General features: G+C 54.4%; 14 protein-coding genes. 5 read left to right on the plus strand and 9 right to left on the minus strand.

The features are described 5' to 3' along the window. Window positions 1–86: 86 nt before the first annotated feature. From MLD66_RS11840 to MLD66_RS11855, 4 genes are all read right to left on the minus strand, one after another. Window positions 87–1,724 carry an AarF/ABC1/UbiB kinase family protein gene (locus MLD66_RS11840; RefSeq protein ID WP_247218138.1) on the minus strand — a complete coding sequence of 546 codons (1,638 nt, stop codon included), beginning with the start codon at window positions 1,722–1,724 and terminating at the stop codon, window positions 87–89. Between the two features lie 93 nt (window positions 1,725–1,817). Next, on the minus strand, window positions 1,818–3,554 hold the full coding sequence (locus MLD66_RS11845) for a sodium:solute symporter family protein (RefSeq protein ID WP_247218140.1): 1,737 nt from the start codon (window positions 3,552–3,554) through the stop codon (window positions 1,818–1,820). A gap of 452 nt (window positions 3,555–4,006) precedes the next feature. Beyond that, window positions 4,007–4,768, minus strand: a complete 762-nt coding sequence (locus tag MLD66_RS11850; protein ID WP_247218142.1) for an EfeM/EfeO family lipoprotein — start codon at window positions 4,766–4,768, stop codon at window positions 4,007–4,009. Window positions 4,769–5,740: 972 nt separating this feature from the next. Next, window positions 5,741–6,064: a 2Fe-2S iron-sulfur cluster-binding protein gene (locus MLD66_RS11855; RefSeq protein ID WP_247218143.1), complete on the minus strand. Its 324-nt coding sequence runs from the start codon at window positions 6,062–6,064 to the stop codon at window positions 5,741–5,743. Window positions 6,065–6,157: 93 nt separating this feature from the next. Between MLD66_RS11855 and MLD66_RS11860 the strand changes: the two genes are divergently transcribed. Beyond that, on the plus strand, window positions 6,158–8,455 hold the full coding sequence (locus tag MLD66_RS11860) for an endonuclease MutS2 (protein ID WP_247218145.1): 2,298 nt from the start codon (window positions 6,158–6,160) through the stop codon (window positions 8,453–8,455). Further along, window positions 8,410–9,486, plus strand: coding sequence for a tRNA lysidine(34) synthetase TilS (gene tilS / locus MLD66_RS11865; protein WP_247218147.1), 1,077 nt, complete (start codon window positions 8,410–8,412; stop codon window positions 9,484–9,486). The genes MLD66_RS11860 and tilS overlap by 46 nt, the downstream gene beginning before the upstream one ends. Here the strand turns inward: tilS and hmpF are convergent. After that, on the minus strand, window positions 9,407–11,083 hold the full coding sequence (gene hmpF / locus MLD66_RS11870; protein ID WP_247218149.1) for a pilus motility taxis protein HmpF: 1,677 nt from the start codon (window positions 11,081–11,083) through the stop codon (window positions 9,407–9,409). The two genes, tilS and hmpF, sit on opposite strands and share 80 nt — an antisense overlap. A gap of 222 nt (window positions 11,084–11,305) precedes the next feature. On the opposite strand from hmpF, the gene MLD66_RS11875 reads away from it, so the two are divergent. After that, on the plus strand, window positions 11,306–11,680 hold the full coding sequence (locus tag MLD66_RS11875) for a response regulator (RefSeq protein ID WP_247218151.1): 375 nt from the start codon (window positions 11,306–11,308) through the stop codon (window positions 11,678–11,680). 82 nt (window positions 11,681–11,762) lie between these two features. After that, entirely contained in the window at window positions 11,763–12,131 is a 369-nt protein-coding gene (locus tag MLD66_RS11880) for a response regulator (protein WP_247218153.1), read from the plus strand. A 237-nt stretch (window positions 12,132–12,368) separates the two neighbouring features. On the opposite strand, the gene gshB is transcribed toward MLD66_RS11880, so the two are convergent. The 3 genes from gshB to MLD66_RS11895 are packed head-to-tail and all read right to left on the minus strand — an operon-like array spanning window position 12,369 to window position 14,484. Then, complete coding sequence (gene gshB / locus MLD66_RS11885) at window positions 12,369–13,355, minus strand: glutathione synthase (RefSeq protein ID WP_247218155.1); 987 nt, start codon at window positions 13,353–13,355, stop codon at window positions 12,369–12,371. Then, a complete protein-coding gene (gene grxC, locus MLD66_RS11890) occupies window positions 13,352–13,606 on the minus strand; it encodes a glutaredoxin 3 (RefSeq protein WP_247218156.1) in 255 nt (84 codons plus the stop codon). The genes gshB and grxC overlap by 4 nt, the downstream gene beginning before the upstream one ends. Next, complete coding sequence (locus MLD66_RS11895; protein ID WP_247218158.1) at window positions 13,603–14,484, minus strand: ferritin-like domain-containing protein; 882 nt, start codon at window positions 14,482–14,484, stop codon at window positions 13,603–13,605. The genes grxC and MLD66_RS11895 overlap by 4 nt, the downstream gene beginning before the upstream one ends. A gap of 167 nt (window positions 14,485–14,651) precedes the next feature. On the opposite strand from MLD66_RS11895, the gene ftsH4 reads away from it, so the two are divergent. Beyond that, window positions 14,652–16,532 carry an ATP-dependent zinc metalloprotease FtsH4 gene (ftsH4, locus tag MLD66_RS11900; protein WP_247218160.1) on the plus strand — a complete coding sequence of 627 codons (1,881 nt, stop codon included), beginning with the start codon at window positions 14,652–14,654 and terminating at the stop codon, window positions 16,530–16,532. Between the two features lie 64 nt (window positions 16,533–16,596). Here the strand turns inward: ftsH4 and MLD66_RS11905 are convergent, their stop codons facing one another. Further along, window positions 16,597–17,667, minus strand: coding sequence for a linear amide C-N hydrolase (locus MLD66_RS11905; protein WP_247218162.1), 1,071 nt, complete (start codon window positions 17,665–17,667; stop codon window positions 16,597–16,599). Window positions 17,668–17,885 lie beyond the last annotated feature (218 nt).

The following is a 17,885-nucleotide window of genomic DNA, read 5'->3' on the forward strand; positions in this document are numbered from 1 at the left end:
CGGGGGCGAGCCTAATTCCCCCACCACTCAACCCCAAAACTAGCAATGCCACAAAGGTTTTGACCCGCATTTGACTTGTTACCCATTCACCCGTGATGCCAAGCCAATTCTAACAAAGCCCGGGGGCGAATTTGTCCCTGTACCAACTGCCACAACCGCCCGACTTCCGCAAAATGTAAACGGTCATCTTCGGTTAAAGCCAAAATTAATTGGTTGCGTAAAAACTGTCCTTCTGAGGAGAATAAATAGCTCAACGCTGGCCCCAAAACCGGTTGTAAATCCACCCCATCCCCGCCTTGGGTCACGGACAACAAACTTTCTAGGCGTTGCCACTGGAACCGATTGTCTTTGAATAAAACCTCCAGCAGGCGTTGGCGAAATTGTGGGGTTTCTCCGGTTAATAATCGCTGTGCTACATAGGGATAAGCCGCATCCACAATCTTGAAATTTGGGTCTAAACTCATGGCAATCCCTTCCTGGGTCACTAGGGAGCGGATAATTAAGGCAAAATGGGCGGGGACTCGAAATGGATAGCGATACATCAAATCGGAAAATTGATCCGTCGCCTGTTTGAATCGAAAATCCCGTAACTGGCTCCCCACCGCCTCCTGCCAGAGTAATTCCAGTGCCGGGACAATCGGCTCAATATCTGTGTTCGGTGGTAAAAAACCCAACCGGATAAAGTCCCGTGCCAATTCCCGATAATCCTTATTCACCAAATGCACCAGGGCATCTACCAATTGTTCCTTGGCTTCTTGGGTGAGTTGGTCCATCATGCCAAAATCAATATAAGCCAGCCGCCCATCGGTGGTTAAAAATAGGTTGCCAGGGTGGGGATCGGCGTGGAAAAAGCCAAACTCCAGAAGCTGTTTTAGCCCAGCCCGCACCCCAATTTGCACAAATTCGTGCATGGCAATCCCGGCTTTTTGCACCGCTTCAGCATCGGTTAATTTGTAACCATTGATCCATTCTAAAGTCAGCACCCGATGACTGGTGAATGCCCAATAAATTTTAGGGACTTTTACCGTTGGGTCATTGCGAAAATTGTCAGCGAATTTTTCCGCATTGCAGGCTTCGTTTAAGTAGTCAATTTCCTCAAACAATTTGCGCCCAAATTCATCCACAATCAACCGCAAATCGTCCTGCATCTGGATGGGCAACCAGGGTTGGAGAAAATGCAACATCCCCCGCAGAATATACAAATCCAAGGTTAATACCGGAATTAGTCCCGGACGCTGTACCTTGACCGCCACCTCTTCCCCGGTCTGCAAACGCCCCCGATACACCTGCCCCAAACTGGCCGCCGCCACCGGTTCCGGGGACAATTCCCGATACAAGACATCCACCGGTTGCCCCAATTCCTGCCTAATTAAGTCATAGGCCACCGCATTGGAAAAGGAAGGCAGTTGATCCTGCAGGAGGGTTAATTCTTCTAAATAATCCCGCCGCACCAGGTCGGGCCGGGTGGACAGGGCTTGCCCCACCTTGATGAAGGTTGGCCCCATCGCCGTGATCAACCGCCGCAGTTGGGCCGCCCGCTGGGGACGATGGCGTTCCTCCCGACCGGTGACATGATCCCACCCCAAGGCGAGTAGAAACGCCAAAATCGCCCACCCCACCTGTAGGAGTCGCCCCACCACCCGCCCCGGTCGCCACCGGTAGTAGGCCGCAATCACGTCCGGGTCATACCGCCGCATCTGCTCCAATCGCCCCGCTCTCGCCATGAATCCTTTACTCCAACGCTTTTATTAAGTTCTTTGATTAGGTTAATAAAAAAATGTTTTGATCCCCAACAAAATTTTATCGTTTCTTTACACTTAGCCGTCAATTTTGCCCAATTTGTCCCGCCGTTGTAGGTGACGCAACCACCAGCCTGCCCCCACCGCCACCGTCCAGCAGACCCAGCCCGCCAGGGGTTGCCAGAGCAGAAAGCCCCCCACCCCCAACATACTGCCAAAGAGCAAACCAATTCCCGCCAGGGTACGTTGCAGTTCCCAGCCCAAGTCCTGGAGCGGAGCCAAGCCGGTAGCCTGTTGTTGCTGTCGCCAGCCCGGGCCCCCCGGACGAATCCGCCGGTAAAATTCATTCAACGTGGCCTCGCTCTCCGGGGCAGTGCAGTACATGGCAGTCAGCCAGACCAGGGCGGTCACCCCCGTCGTCACCAGCAGCCGCCAGCCAAAATCCGGGATTTGGATCACCGGCACCACCGTCGTCCCCAGCCCGATCAGAAACCCAGCCACCATCGCCGTCCATTCCGCCACCGCATTGATCCGCCACCAGAACCAGCGCAGGATCAGCACCAGCCCCGGCCCCGTGCCGATGGCAATCACCAGGCGAAACACCGCCGTCACATCCTGGGCATAAAAAGCCGCCACCGCCCCCAACGCCGTGACCCCCACCGAGGCCAGCCGCCCTGCCATCACCAATTCCGCCTGACTGGCCTGGGGTCGCCAAAACCGCTGGTACAAATCCCGGGTCAGATAGGAAGCCCCCCAATTGATCAGAGTGGACATGGTACTCATAAACGCCGCCAGCAAAGAGGCCACCACCACCCCCAACAGCACCGGCGGCAAAAAATCCCGCATCAACTTGGGATAGCCCAACTCCGGGTCTGGCAAGTCCGGGTAAATCACCCGTGCCACCAAAGCCACCACCACCCAGGGCCAAGTACGGACAACGTAATTCAAAATGTTAAACCACCAGGCCGACCGCTCCGCCTCCCGCTCATCCTTCGCCGCCGCCAACCGCTGGATAAACTCTCCCCCCCCATCACTGCGCCGAAACGCCCACCACTGCACAAACACATAGGCAAACAACGTACTGGCAGACAACCCCACCTGCTGACCCCAAGGCCACAGCCGCAACATCTCCGTCCCCTGGAAATGCGCCACCACCCTGCCCATCCCCCCAACGTGATGCAGAGCGACTACCGCGACCAGCAGTGCCCCCCCCAACGCCAGGATGAATTGAAATAAATCCGTCACCACCACGCCCCACAACCCCGCCACCCCAGCGTAAATCAGCACCAACACACTCACCCCGACCACACTCCAGAGTTTGGCATTCGCCCCGGGGTCAATTCCCAAACTGCCCCAAATATCCAGGGCATCAATCACTTTCACCATCGCCAACAAAGCGTAGCCCATGCCAATACAATTAATCGGCACCGCAAATAAAAACGCCTTGGTTGCCCGTAAGAGTGCCGCTGGTTTGCCCCCATAACGCAGTTCGGTCAATTCCGCATCAGTGATAATTTCCGAGCGTCGCCACAGGCGGGCAAAAATATAAATCATCACCACATGGGTCAAGCCAAAACTCCACCATTCCCAATTCCCCGCCACCCCCCGCTGCGCCACCAACCCACACACATACAAAGGGGTATCAATCGAAAACGTCGTTGCCGCCATGCTCGTCCCCGCCAACCACCAGGGCAAGGAACGCCCCGACACAAAAAAATCCACCAAACTGCGGGCACCTCGGCGGGATAAATACAGCCCCAACAGCAGGCTCAATGCCAGATAAATCCCCACCACCGCCCAATCTAAAATCCCCATCTTGACCTCAAAAAGGGCTATTTCAGAACCATTAGCCCGCATTTGATCATACGTCAATGGGTTCTATTCTTAGACATCCCCATGAACTACAGTCTTTTAAGGGTATCTCTATATATTTGAGCCAACCCATAGCCTGCGTGGCATCGCCATAAATCTCATCGTTAGCATACCCATAGTACCCAGAACCAAGGGTGGGGGGTGCCCCCCTGCGACCGCTAACCTGGAATTGATCCAGGTGCCCTGCAGTGATTAGGCGATACAGTGAAACTCCACTTACCGTCGGTCAATCATTCTGAGGCTTTAGAACAATCAAAGGTTTTTGTATCCTTTGCAAGCATCACTAGAAATAGTTTTCAGGGTGACCATCCCTCGTCTTCGGTCTATGATGTTGCTCCGTAAACTATCGGAATATTCCCCAATTGGAGGAATGGGTATAGGGGCTAAAGCAAACTTCACCCTTTCGGCGGATCGGGAATATTGAGTGCCGCTTTTGCCTTTGCTAAAGCATCTCGATAGGCATAGGCAGCGGCTACAATTTTACCCCGTTGTTGGGCATTCACCGAACTGTAGGGTTTGGTCATAGTTTTACCAGGAATGGTAAATTCCATAATGGTTGTCATCACATTTTTATATGCTTGCTCAACCTCTGCCGTCACTGCCGGGTCAAGTTTGGATTTGTAAGGTTCAAATTGACTTTGAATCCCAATCCAGTTGTGCTTGAAAATTAAAATGCTTTGATCTGACCAGGTTTCTTCTTCACTGGAAATTTTTTTGGAAGGAACCTCCTCCGCCAAAGCTAACATTCCGGCATAATTTAGAGATGAATTGAAATTTTTAGGATCATTGAGTTTGGCAATCAGAGATTTCACGCTATCTACCAGTTTTTCACCGTAGGGCACTGCCGCCGCCAAGTTATTGTCCCGATAGATAAGGGCTTCGATCCGGTGAATACTGCGATAATTTTCTGAAGTTTCCCCACCTTCAATGGCATAGGGGCGAGCATCAATAGCTTCATCTTCCTCGGGAAAACTAGCCGCATAAACTTCAATTTCTTCATAGGGAGGACGAGCCTCTACATAAGCTTGCCGGGCACGATTAATATCCCCACTTTTTAGGGCAACCAGGAGATTTTCCGCTAACTTAAGCTGTTCATCCGCCCGTTTTTGAAAGTAGGCTAAACCCGCCATAACCTGCTGGGCATAGGGGTCATTCATGGGAGAACTTTGAGTGACAGATTCAGGATTATTTGAAGTTGAAGCTTGAAAAGTAGAGCAACTTACCAACATCAAACAAACTGAGATGGCAATTAAAAGAACAGACAGATACCGACGCATAAAAGGCTCCTTGCTTGACGACTAGGATTGACTGGGGTTATGGATGATAACTACAAATTTTTCCAGGGTAATATAACCTGCCCAAGTCCCTTGAAATGTGCAGTTACAAGTTCTGGAATCATCCACCCTCGACTGACCATGAGTCTGCCAAAGAAGAACGCTCCTTCATCAAATTCTGTGGTGGGCAGACCCTAACCTCACCAACAGCAGAGACTTTACTGGGTGGCATCGCTCAATAAAAACGTGTTCTTGACAGTCATTGATTATAAAGCTAATGAAAATTAGTGTCAACTAACTGATAATGTTTTTGCAACTGGCAGGGTTTGGCGAACTCCAATAAATCTGGAGCGTATCCGGGTAAAACTTCCAATAACAGGATTTCGAGCGGGGTCTAGTCCATGGTTTTAACGATCAATCAAACCAAATGTGTTAGTACAAACTACTTTGTTTTGCACCTGTTTGTTACTGAAAACTGACTGGCAATGCCAAAGATGAGAATTTAGCTACCAGCAAGTTTGAGACATTTCTGTCAACCTTTGCACCTGTCTTCAGATAGTCAGACAGGAATTAAAAGTGCCCCAAAAGAGTCTTATTTCTATCTTAAAAGTCTATGGCAATTCTACTTGATTAACGAACACAAACTCCCCAGAACCAAATACAGGGGCGGTGTCTTTGCAACCCTTGATTTTTGAGTATAATAAAAAGATTATGGGCACCTCTATTTGTCTGGCTCGAATGCCCATAATATCGAGAACCTAAAACGGGAGCTACACCCCTGCGACCCATTTTTAAAAGTGCCCTTAAGGATGAAGTTTCTACTGATAATTTAGAGGCGATGACCTATTTCATTTCCTACTTTTGAAATTGACCAAATTGCAATTCATAGACCGTTTCTTCCTGCTCCGTTTCCAAAGTAATGGCTGAGCGGGGATAGGCGACACACAACAGAGCGAACCCCTGGGTGACCAAGGCGGGACTCAACCCCATCGCATCCGGTTGATCCACCGTACCACTGAGCAAACGGGCGGCACAGGTCGTACAGATACCCGCTGTACAGGAAGAGGGTAAATTCAACCCAGCGGCAACGGCACTGGCGAGGATGGTTTGGTCTGCCGGAGCCATAATGGTGGTTACTTGCCCCTGATGGCGGATTTCAACGGGAAAAGAAGCGGTCATAGGGTAATGTTGGAGTTCCAACTGTGTATTCTAACCCCTGCGTTCCCCCGGCTCCCACGCTAGGATCGAAACCAGCTGACCTGTGACTGTAGGATGCGTGACATTCGCCAAGAAACCCTAGAACTGCTGGAATGGCCCCGTTTGTGTGAACATTTAGCCACCTTTGCCCAGACTAAACCGGGAAAAAGGTTGGCGCAGGCTTGGCAACCCGCCCCCACACGCCCCCAGGCGGAATATCTGCTGGCGGAAACCCAGGCGGTGGATACCCTCGCCGAACGGGGGATCACATTTGATTTGACCCTCGTTACGGATGTGGAAGCGAGTATTGAACGGGCGGAACGGGGGGGGATTCTAAGTGGGTTGGCGTTGCTGTCTGTGGCGCATGTGTGTCACACGGCTCGGCAGGTGCGGCGGCAAATCGAAGCCCACCGGGAGACTACTGTACTGCATGAACTGGTGCAAAATTGGCGCACCCAACCGGAATTATCGCAACAAATTTACCACTGCATTGATGACGATGGGGAAGTGACCGACCGCGCCAGTCCCGCCCTAGCCCAGGCTCGCCAACAGTGCCGGGACATCGAGCAAACCCTGCGCCAAACCCTCCAGCATCTTTGCCAAAAATATGCCCAAGCCCTGCAGGAGGTGCTGATCACCCAGCGCAATGAACGTTATGTCCTGCCGGTGAAGGCGACCCATAAGGATATGATTCCGGGCATAGTTCACGATACCTCCGCTTCTGGTGCTACCTATTACATCGAACCCCAGGGCGTGGTGCCCTTGAATAACCAGCGGCGAATTTACCAGAAACAGGCGCAGGAGTTGGCGGAAGCGGTGCGGCAGGAGTTGAGCCTCCAGGTGGGTCTAGTGGCGGCGGAGTTGCGCCATCTTGCCGACGGGTTGACCCGTTTGGATGTGGCTTGTGCCCGGTGTCATTACAGCCGTTGGTTGCACGCCCATCCCCCCCAGTTTGTGCCCTCGGTGCAGTTGCGCCAGGTACGGCACCCCCTGCTGGTCTGGCACGCCCAGGTTGAACCGGAGCGGACGGTGGTACCCATTGACCTGGTGATTCCCGCCGATGTGCGGGTGGTGACCATTACCGGACCCAATACGGGGGGCAAAACCGTGACCCTGAAAACCCTGGGGTTAATGGTGCTGATGGCTCAGGCGGGGTTGTACCTGCCGACGGCGGCACCAGCCCAGTTGCCCTGGTTTGACCAGGTGTTGGCGGACATTGGGGATGACCAATCCCTGAGCCAGAATTTATCGACTTTTTCGGGGCATATCACCCGCATTCACCGGATACTCCAGGCGGCGACCCCCCAATCCCTGATTCTGCTCGATGAAGTCGGGGCGGGCACAGACCCCACGGAGGGCACGGCTCTGGCACGGGCGATTTTGGAAACCTGTGCGAACCAAGCCCAACTCACTTTAGCCACCTCCCACTACGGCGAACTGAAAACCCTCAAGTACCAGGATGCCCGGTTTGAAAATGCCTCGGTCGCCTTTGATGAAACCACCCTTGCCCCCACCTATCGCCTGCTGTGGGGGATTCCTGGGCGTTCCCAAGCCCTGCACATTGCCCAGCGGTTGGGGTTTGACCCGGCGATTATCCAGCGAGCCGCCACCTACCTCCAGGGGCAACACCTGGAACTCAACGACCTGATTCGCCAGATGGAACAGCAACGCCAGGAGCAAACCCAGAAAAACCAAGCCGCCACGGAACTTTTAGCGCAGGCGGAACACCTGTACCAACAAATCCAACAGCAAGCCCAGGCATTGCACCAGCAAAAGCAAGCCCTGGCGGAACGGGAAACCCAAGCGGTGGAAACCGCTATTGCACAAGCGAAACAGGAAATTGCCCAGGTGATCCAAACCCTGAAAAGCCCGCAGGTGAACGCCAAGGATGCTCACGCCGCCAGTGCCGCCTTGACCGCCATTCAAAAACGACATCAACCCCGTCCTCGTCCCCAACCCCAGGGCTTTACCCCCCAAATCGGGCAGAGGGTGCGGGTGCTGGGTCAGGTGGGAGAGGTGCTGAGCCTGCCGGATGGGGATGGGAAAATGAACGTGCGCTTGGGGCAATTGCGGGTCAGTGCGCCGGTGCGGGACATTACCTCCCTGGATGGGCAACCCGTGGCGTTACCGCCGCCGCCGTTGGTACAAACTCCTGCCAATACCATTGATCTCAGGGGCTTGCGGGTGGATCAGGTCGCAGACCGCCTGGATGCCCATTTACATCCGGGGGAACGGGCGTGGTGGATTGTGCATGGACAGGGGACGGGGCGGCTGAGGCAGGCGGTGCAGGAGTACCTCGACCGGCATCCCCACATTCACCACTGGGAATGCCCGGAACCCAGCATCACCATTGCCCATTGGCACGGGGCATGACCCAACGGGTACGGCGGCACGTCCAAGCCTTCCTGCGCCAGTCCAACTACCTACCCCCGGCAACCCGCCTCTTGGTGGCGGTCTCTGGCGGTCAGGATTCCCTGTGTTTGTTGGATGTCCTCCATCACCTGCGCCCCCGCTGGGGTTGGGATTTGGGGATTGCCCACTGTGACCACGGGTGGCGCCCCGATAGCCGGGAGAATGCCCATTACATCCAACAGCTTGCCCAACGGTACGGTTATCCCTACCACCTGGTTCAGGCGGAACATTTACCCCCCCAGGAATCTGCCGCCCGGCAATGGCGCTATCAAGCCCTGGTAAAAATCGCTTTACAATATAATTACAAAATTATTACCACTGGGCATACGGCGAGCGACCGGGTGGAAACGTTTTTATTGAATCTTTGGCGGGGCAGTGGGTTGGCGGGGTTGGTGGCGCTTGCCCCAGAGCGGGGGTTGACCGATAGGGTGCGACTGGTGCGACCCTTGTGGACGGTGACCCGCTCGGAGACGGCGACCTATTGCCAGGAACAGGGGTTGGGGGTTTGGCTGGATGGGACGAATGACAATCGGGATTACCGCCGCAACCGGATTCGCCAGGAACTTCTGCCCTACCTGCGCCAGCATTTTAACCCGCAAGTGGAACTGCAATTGTTACAAACCCTGGAGATTTTGACGGCGGAACAGGGGTTTTGGCAAGGGTGGGTGGCTCGGGTTTGGTCGCAGGTGTACGACCCCCAAGTTCAGGGCTTAAATCGCCGCCGGTTAGCCCAGTTTCCCCTGGCTTTGCAACGCCATGTCCTGCGCTTTTTTTTACAACGTCATCTCCGGCGGGCGGTGAGGTTCCAGCATATTGAACAGGCACGGCGGTTACTCACCCAGGGGTCTGGAGCCAGTACGGCACCGTTGCCGGGGGGTCAGCGGGCGATGGTGCGGGGGAATTGGTTGACCCTTAGCCCTGTATTGCCTGGCTCACCAACCCCAAGAGTTCCTCCACCACCGCCGTTTGCCCCTGACTTGCCCCCTGGGTGATCTGGTGGTAGCAGTGCCAGGTTTGGTCGAGCCGGTCTTGCTGGGGTTGCAGGAGTTCCTGGAGGCAGTGGAGCCGCCCCCAGAGTTGGTCGAGCCGCTGTTGGGTCTGGTCGAGTTCCTGTTGCTGTTGCTCCAGGGTGTGGCGTTGTTCGGCGCAGGCTGACCGCTCCTGGCTGAGGGTTTCCTGGCAGTGCCGCAACTGGGCTTGCCGTTCCTGCAACATTTGCGCCTGGGTTTGCCGTTCCTGCTGGAGCCGTTGGTACTGCTGTTCTGCCAAGCGGAGGATGGGTTCTAAATCTGAGCTTTTGGTTTCCGGGACACTGCGACCCTGGCGTTGGTCGAGGATTTCCCGGTAGGCACGGGCGATGGCTTCCCGTTCGGCGAGGGTTTGCCGCTGACCCTGGAGGGAGGCTTCTAAAAATTGGTAATTTTGCTGTTCGCTTTCCAATTCATTTTCCAGGTCAATCCGCTCGTAGTCGTTTGCCTGTTGGATACGCGCCTGGATTTCATCAATGGCTTCCTGTTGCATCCTGAGTTCTTCTTCTTGCTCATTCACATATTTTTGAAACTTGTGCAGGGATTCTTCTTTTTCGGCGACTTCCCGCTCCAAATCCTCTAGGTTCATCGCCAGCAGGGCAGCTTTGTCCACCAGGGCGGCGGCACCCACCAGGGGTTTAAGTTGGTGGCAGGTCTGTTCCTGAATATGGAGTGCCTGTTCCAGTTCCCGCAGTCGGTTCTGCAACTGGTCGCAGTCTGTTTGGTAATGCGCCGCCAACCGTTCCTGCGCCACCGATTGGGCTTCCCGTTCCTGGAGTTGTTGCCATTGGGCGAGGAGGGACTGCCGGTGTTGCTGGACTTGCTCCTGCAACCCCTGGGCTTCCTGCCGCCCTTGCGCTAACTGGTGCCATTGGCTGGCGAGAAATTCCTGTTCCTGGGTCAAAAGGTACTGCCATTGGCTGAGGCTGTCCCCCGCCGGTTGGGATTGGCGCAACCGTTCCAGGCAATCCATCATCTGCCCCGCCATTTCCCGGGTCAAGACCCCTACCCGGTTGGCTTCCAGTTGCGAACGTTCCTGTTCCAGTTGTGCCCACGCCTGTTGCAGTTCCGTTTCCTTCCGTTGAATTTCCGCTTGCAGGGCTTCAATTTCCGCCTGAAATACCTGCAGTTGCCGCTGTTGCTCTTCCAGTCCCGCCATCGCCTCTTCGGCTTGCTCCACCTGCGCTAGGCGGTCTTCCAATTCCATTTGACGGCGATGAAATTCCTGCGCCTGCATCATCAGGGACTGTTGCATTTCTGCCGATTCCCGCTCCACTTCTTGCAGTTTTTCCTGCAATTGAGCCAATTGGCGCATGATCCCCATCACGTGGGGTTTGGCATCCTGTATCTGCTGGACTTGGTTGTTGGCGTTGGTTTCGATCAGCACCAAAGCCCCATTCCCGTAGGCATCAATCCGTTTGTCATCCACCTGGAGATTGGCGGTGGTAGCGACCCAGAGTTCTCCCCGTTGGACAGCCAGGACATTCACGTCACTGGACATCATGGTGCTACCCAAAAAGCCGGTCTTTTGCCGCCGTTGAATCTCTGCTAGATACTTCACGATATTCGCCCTAAGATGCTGGTTCTGAGGAAAATTACATTAACTAAACTGTACCCTCTTCATGAGAACATCCCAGTGTATGATCAACAGGGAGGTCATGAAGCGGGATGCGGTGGCGTTTGCACTGCCAGTATAACAGGTTTGCTACCCTATTTTGAGATTGTCAGGATTGAGTGTACAATTAGTTTAGTCTAACCATTCCATATTGCAAAGGGAAGGTTCATGGCGACGGTTTTGTTGGTGGAAGACCAGCGGACACAGCGGGAACTGATGGCAGCAACCCTGAGCCAGGATGGGTTAAAGGTGATTACCGCCGCCGATGGGCGGGAAGCCCTCCAAAAGCTACAGGAAACCCGCCCGGATGTGGTTGTCCTGGATGTGGTGATGCCGAATATGAATGGCTATGAATTTCTGCGGGAAATCCGCAAACAGCCCGATTTAGCCAAACTGCCGGTGGTGGTGTGTAGTGTCAAGGGGGAGCAATTTGACAAGCACTGGGCGGAGCGGCTGGGTTCCAATGCCTATGTGGTAAAACCTTTTGAACCCCAGGTTTTGGTGGGAACGGTGCGGAGTTTACTGCGGGGGGTCAGCCGTTAATTTTAATCTCGCTTCGCCACGGGGGTTATTATCTAGGGCAATATCGGTGTAATATAATCAGTAATTCATATTGCGGTTCCCCATGAGTACGGTTTTAGTGGTTGAAGATAGCGCCCCCCAGCGGGAAATGATCATCGGTTTACTCCAGGAAAAGGGGCTGACGGTGTTGGCGGCAACCAACGGCAATGAGGCGCTGGAATGTGTGAAGCAGGCGGTGCCCCACTTGGTGATTACGGATGTGGTGATGCCCGTGATGAATGGTTATGAATTGATCCGGGAGTTACGCAAGCCCAATGCCAGTACGGTGAATGTGCCGATTTTGGTTTGCTCTTCCAAGGGGGAAGCCTTCGATGAACAATGGGCAAAACGGCAAGGGGCAACGGATTATATCGTCAAGCCCTTTGAACCTGAACAGTTGATTGAGAAGGTGACGGCACTGTTAAAACGCTAGATTACGCCAAGTATTTTTAGACTCCTCTTGGTTCTGCTTCAGAGCAGGATAGCCATACCAGATCATCTATGGGAAAAATTATGTGAAATTAATGTGAAAATAATAGGAAAATAGGGTTACATTGCTACGCCACCCAAGCTATTAGAACCAACACGGGGCGGTGCCCTGCGACCCTTAGTTTTTTTTAAGCATGAAAACTCATTATTCAGATGATTGTCAATGATTGTCAAAATGTCCTTAAATTTTTAAATTTTTGAGCGTTCTTGTCTGGCATTGTTCTTCCACCCAGGCGATTACCTTGTGTCCCAACTGGGTGCCGTTGAGCCGGTCAATTTCCCGAATGCCGGTGGGGCTGGTGACATTCACTTCCGTGAGATACCCGCCGATCACATCAATCCCGACAAAATACAATCCAGCACTTTGGAGTAGGGGCTTTAACCGGGCGGCAATTTCCCGATCCCGTTCGGTAATATCACAGGGAACCGCCTGCCCCCCCACCGCCATATTGCCCCGAAACTCGTGCCCCTTGGGTACCCGGTTTACCGCCCCAATCGGTTCCCCCGCCAGCAAAATCACCCGTTTGTCCCCCTGGACAACCTGCGGTAAATACATCTGCACCATCACCGGCAAATGCCCCTGGGTGCTGAGTTCGATCAGGGAATTGAGGTTGCGATCCGCCGGGTCAAGATACAAAATCCCTTCCCCCGCCTTGCCCCCCAAGGGCTTCAGCACCCCCGGTCCATAGCGGGTGATAAATTCCCGAATTTCCCCTACATCCCGGCTCACCAGGGTTGGGGGCAATAACTCAGGAACTTGCAGGGCGAACATTTTTTCATTGGCGGATCGGAGTGCCGCCGGTTGATTCACCACTAACGTTGGCGGGGGGACATAATCCAGTAAGTACGTTGCCCATAAATAGGCAGTATTCACCGGCGGGTCTTGGCGCATGAATACCCCCTGCATTTCCCCCAACGGTCGCCGGGTGGGTTCCCCCAACTGGTACCAGGGTTGGGGAATGTCGTAGCGCCCCTGTTTGAGGCTCACGGGTTGCAGTTGCACCGGCGTGAGGTTCGCCCAAGTTTGCCCGGAGCGCACGCTGAGTTGGTCAATCCGAGTGACCCACACCCCATGCCCCCGTTCCTGAGCCGCTTCCATCATCGCCACCGTCGAGTCATGCCCAGGGTCGAGCCGCTCGATGGGGTCAATGATAAAGGCAAAATTCATGCCTGCAAGAGCCGTTCCAATTCGCCAGATCGTTCTAAATTGTACAGGTCATCACAGCCGCCAATATGCTGACCGTTGATGAAAATTTGGGGCACCGACCGCCGCCCCCCCGCCCGTTCCGCCATCTTAGTGCGGGCTGTCTCGTCCCCGTCAATGGCGTATTCCGTAAAGGGCACACCCTTGCGGTTCAGCAGTGCCTTTGCCCGGATGCAAAAGGGGCAGGTGCGCCAGGTGTAAATTTCCACGTTCATCGCTTCACCTGTTCCGGGGCAGGCGGATTGGGGTTGAGAAACAGGGGGATAAACCGCTCGATAAATTTCTGCGGGTCTCTCTGCCACGCCCGTTGCATGATGTCAATCCGGGAGCGTTGCAAATCGGGCGCCAGTAGGGCTGACGGGAGCCGCTCCATCAGATAGCCGGGGCGTTCCCACACGGGCAGGGTGCGGGCAATCGCCACCAACCGTTCCACCCGCCGCAGTTCCGCTCCCAGGGTAATGTCCATGCCGGATTCAAAGGCGGCTTGCTCGATGGCACTGTACCGTTGCTTGGCTTGATTCACCAGTTGTTCATGCCGGGGGCTTTTGCGGGCGAGATGCGCCAGCCAGCGGTTGCCCCAGCGCACATGGGCGGCTTCTTCGGGGAAAATCCGTTCAATCGTCTCCCGAATTGCCACATTTTCTTCAGTTTGGGGAGCCTGTTTCAATGCGTAGATATGGGCGGAAAAATACTCGCAACCCCGCTTTTCGGTGACATTAATTGCCGCCAGGGAAGCAATCAAAAATTCATCACTGCCGGGGGTGTAGGTTTCGCTGTCCAAAAGGGTTTCAAACTGTTCAATGTAACTGGTGCCCGGCGGTTTGCCCACGGGTGCGCCCAAGTCGCAGAGCAAATCCGTCAACCACATGGCATGGCGGGCTTCATCGCTGATGTGGCGGGACAGGTCCCGGATCAGTTCCGGGGGTTGACCGTCGAGTTGTTCCACGAGGTTGGTTAAATCTTTACAACTGCGTTGCTCGCTGAACCGATAGCGGTTGAGGGTGATCAGGTGAATTTCCCGCTGTTGTACCACTTGGTGCAAAATGGCACGGGCATTCCAGGCTCCAAACTTACGGGGGTAGGCGACGGTCATAGGGTTACGGCTCGTGAATCAAATGGTTGCGTTTTGTAAATCTCCTGTATCCTACCCTTTTTTATTTGGGAGCGACAATGGGTAGGGTTTTCCGCCCCCAACCAGCGGTGCTCAAGGGTTTTATAGTGGAATATAGATGCGTATGATCCCAAAGTTTTCCTAAAGGTATGGCGATAAAAAAATCTCCCCAGCTTCCTGGCCCCCGTGCCATTGGCAACATTCTGTTTCTGGTCGGACTGGGCTTTCTGGTGTTGAATTTGTTTTTACCGGGGTTGTTGGGGCCCCAGATTCCCCAGGTGCCCTACAGCCTGTTTATCCATCAGGTGGATGAGGGGGAGGTGGCGCGGGCTTCCGTCGGTCAAAATCAAATTCGTTACCAACTGCGCCCGGAGTTTGGGGGACAGGTGTTGGCGACCACGCCCATTTTTGATTTGGGTTTGCCCCAGCGGTTGGAGGATCACGGGGTGGAGTTTGCCGCCGTGCCGCCCCCCCGCAATGGTTGGTTTGGCAGTTTGTTGAGTTGGGTTTTGCCCCCCTTGATTTTCGTCGCCATTTGGCAGTTTTTCCTCAATCGGGGTGGGGGTGGCCCCCAGGGTGCCCTCTCCATCAGCAAGAGCCGTGCCAAGGTCTATGTGGAGGGGGAAACGGGCAAAGTCACCTTTGCGGACGTGGCGGGTTGTGACGAGGCGAAGGCGGAACTGGTGGAAATTGTGGATTTCCTGAAAAGCCCGGAACGCTACATCAAAATCGGTGCCAAAATCCCCAAGGGGGTACTGCTGGTCGGGCCGCCGGGGACGGGGAAAACCCTGCTGGCCAAGGCGGTGGCAGGGGAGGCGAAAGTCCCGTTTTTCAGCATCTCCGGTTCCGAGTTTGTGGAATTGTTTGTGGGGGTCGGTTCGGCTCGGGTGCGGGATTTATTTGAGCAGGCGAAAAAGCAAGCCCCCTGCATTATCTTTATTGACGAATTGGATGCGATTGGCAAATCCCGGAGCAGTAGCGGCTTCTACGGCGGTAATGACGAGCGGGAGCAAACCCTGAACCAGTTGTTGACGGAGATGGATGGGTTCCAGGCTTCCGGGGCGACGGTGATTGTGTTGGCCGCCACCAACCGTCCCGAAACCCTTGACCCGGCTTTACTGCGGCCCGGGCGGTTTGACCGGCAGGTGTTGGTGGACCGTCCCGATTTGATTGGCCGGGAAGCCATCCTCAAAATCCATGCGGCCAAGGTGAAACTTGCTCCCGAGGTGGATTTGCACAAAATTGCCGCCCGTACCCCAGGGTTTGCCGGAGCGGATTTGGCGAACTTGGTGAATGAAGCGGCTCTCTTGGCGGCCCGCAATCAGCGTACCGAAGTGACCATGGCCGATTTTGCCGAAGCGGTGGAGCGGGTGGTGGCCGGTTTGGAGAAGAAAAGCCGGGTCTTGAATGAGAATGAAAAACGCATCGTCGCCTACCATGAGGTGGGTCATGCCCTAGTGGGTACCCTGATGCCGGGTTCGGGGAAGGTGGAGAAAATTTCTATCATCCCCCGGGGGATGGCCGCCCTGGGCTACACCCTGCAACTGCCGACGGAGGATCGGTTTTTGCAGAGTGAGGAGGAACTGCGGGGGCAGATTGCTACCCTGTTGGGGGGCCGCTCCGCCGAGGAAATTGTGTTTGGGCAAGTGACCACCGGTGCCAGCAACGACCTGCAGAGGGCGACGGATTTGGCGGAACGGATGGTGACCACCTTTGGCATGAGCAAGGTGCTTGGTCCCCTGGCCTACCAACAGGCCCAACCCAATATGTTCCTGGGCAATCCGATGGAGATGCGGCGGGCGGTGAGTGAGGAAACAGCGCAGGCGATTGACCGGGAGGTGAAGGAGATTGTGGAACAGGCGCACCAGCAAGCCCTGGACATTCTGCGCCACAACCGGGAACTGCTGGAAACCATCGCCCAGGAAATTCTGGAAACGGAAGTGATTGAGGGGGAAAAATTGCACCACTGGCTCAGTCAAGTGCAGGCTCCCCCCAGTCTGTCCCATACCCCAACTCCGGTACCTGCCTAGGCGGTGTGATCTTAGACCTTGCCCCTGCGACATTTCCTCGTGGGGGTTTACTCAAAATATTGATCTAGAAAGGGGCTTTTGCCACGGGCTGAAATTTGGTGGTGACGTTGCCCGATAGTTCTATATTATCTGGATCAAGGGTTAACACCGGTGCGCCAGGGTTTACATTGAGTTGATCCAGATCAATCCAGACCACATTGGGGCTATTGCTTAACTCAAAAAAGTAACGCCGATGGGTGAGGTCCATAGCGGTGCGGTATTCCGTATTGTACAGAGAGCCGGGGATATGATTCGGCGCCCCAAAGGGGACTGAAACATTGCGGGCAATCGCCAGGATACCGGCAATCGCTTCCCGCTCGGTTTTGGGTTCTGGCAACATCATTTGGTAATAGGTGGCTCGGACAAAACGGTCTTTTGGATCGACATTGCCAGGGAGAGGAGTTTGGCGGGTGGCATTGGTAAAATCCCAATTTTTGAGGAAGGCTAACTGTTCCTCATAGGGGGGGTCGTTGGTCATAATCCGATACTCAGCACCGTGATGGATGGTTAACTCGCCATTCACATATTCCAAAATCGCTGAATCCCCCTGAGCATCCTCAATGGCTAAATGAACCGTTGCTTTCATGCCAGCCAATTCGACCATGACCGGCTGAATTTCATCCATCAAGGCAATCGCTTCCGCAACTGTGGCGGCATGATCCAGCAAATACTGTCCCCACAGCCCCGCTTGGACTCCTGGTTTACTGACATCCCGTGCCCCAAAATCCGTAGTGTGCAGATAGAGCATATGCATTCCCAAGCCCTGCTCATTCAAGCCATCCGCCGTGCCTACACCATAGACCGTTGTCACCAAACTGCCATATTTGGATGTCCATTGCGCCGGGTTTTCAAGTACAACGAGCGTGTCCCCCAAAAGCCCGCCGTTGCGTTTCATGCCCCGGGGAAAGACCGTCAAAATCGGTTCTGTGGATTCCGGCCAGTCCATAGTTCGCCCCACCACGACAGCAAATTGGTTGTTGTTCCATAAAATGCGGGTACAGGCTTGAGCTACTGGTGGCCAAAATCCTGCCCAGATGACCCCTACCAAAAGTCCAACCCAAAGGGTATTTGCCAGAAATTCAGGCTGGATGTTCATGGGGAAAAGTCCTAACAATGTGGGCAATAGGAATGCCGGGATAACCAAAATATCATACCTGATCTTACTATATCGCTACATCGCCTGCATTGTGAGTAAAAATTTTGGGCACCTCCATCAATTCAAAGTTAGCGGTCGCAGCGTCCTTGGTTCTGCACGCAAGTTAACGTTAATCAAGTAGGATGGCTATACTCACCTTTTATCTGGCTGGGATACCT

The sequence above is a fragment of the Synechococcus sp. C9 genome (assembly GCF_022984075.1).
Lineage (GTDB): Bacteria > Cyanobacteriota > Cyanobacteriia > Gloeomargaritales > Gloeomargaritaceae > Gloeomargarita.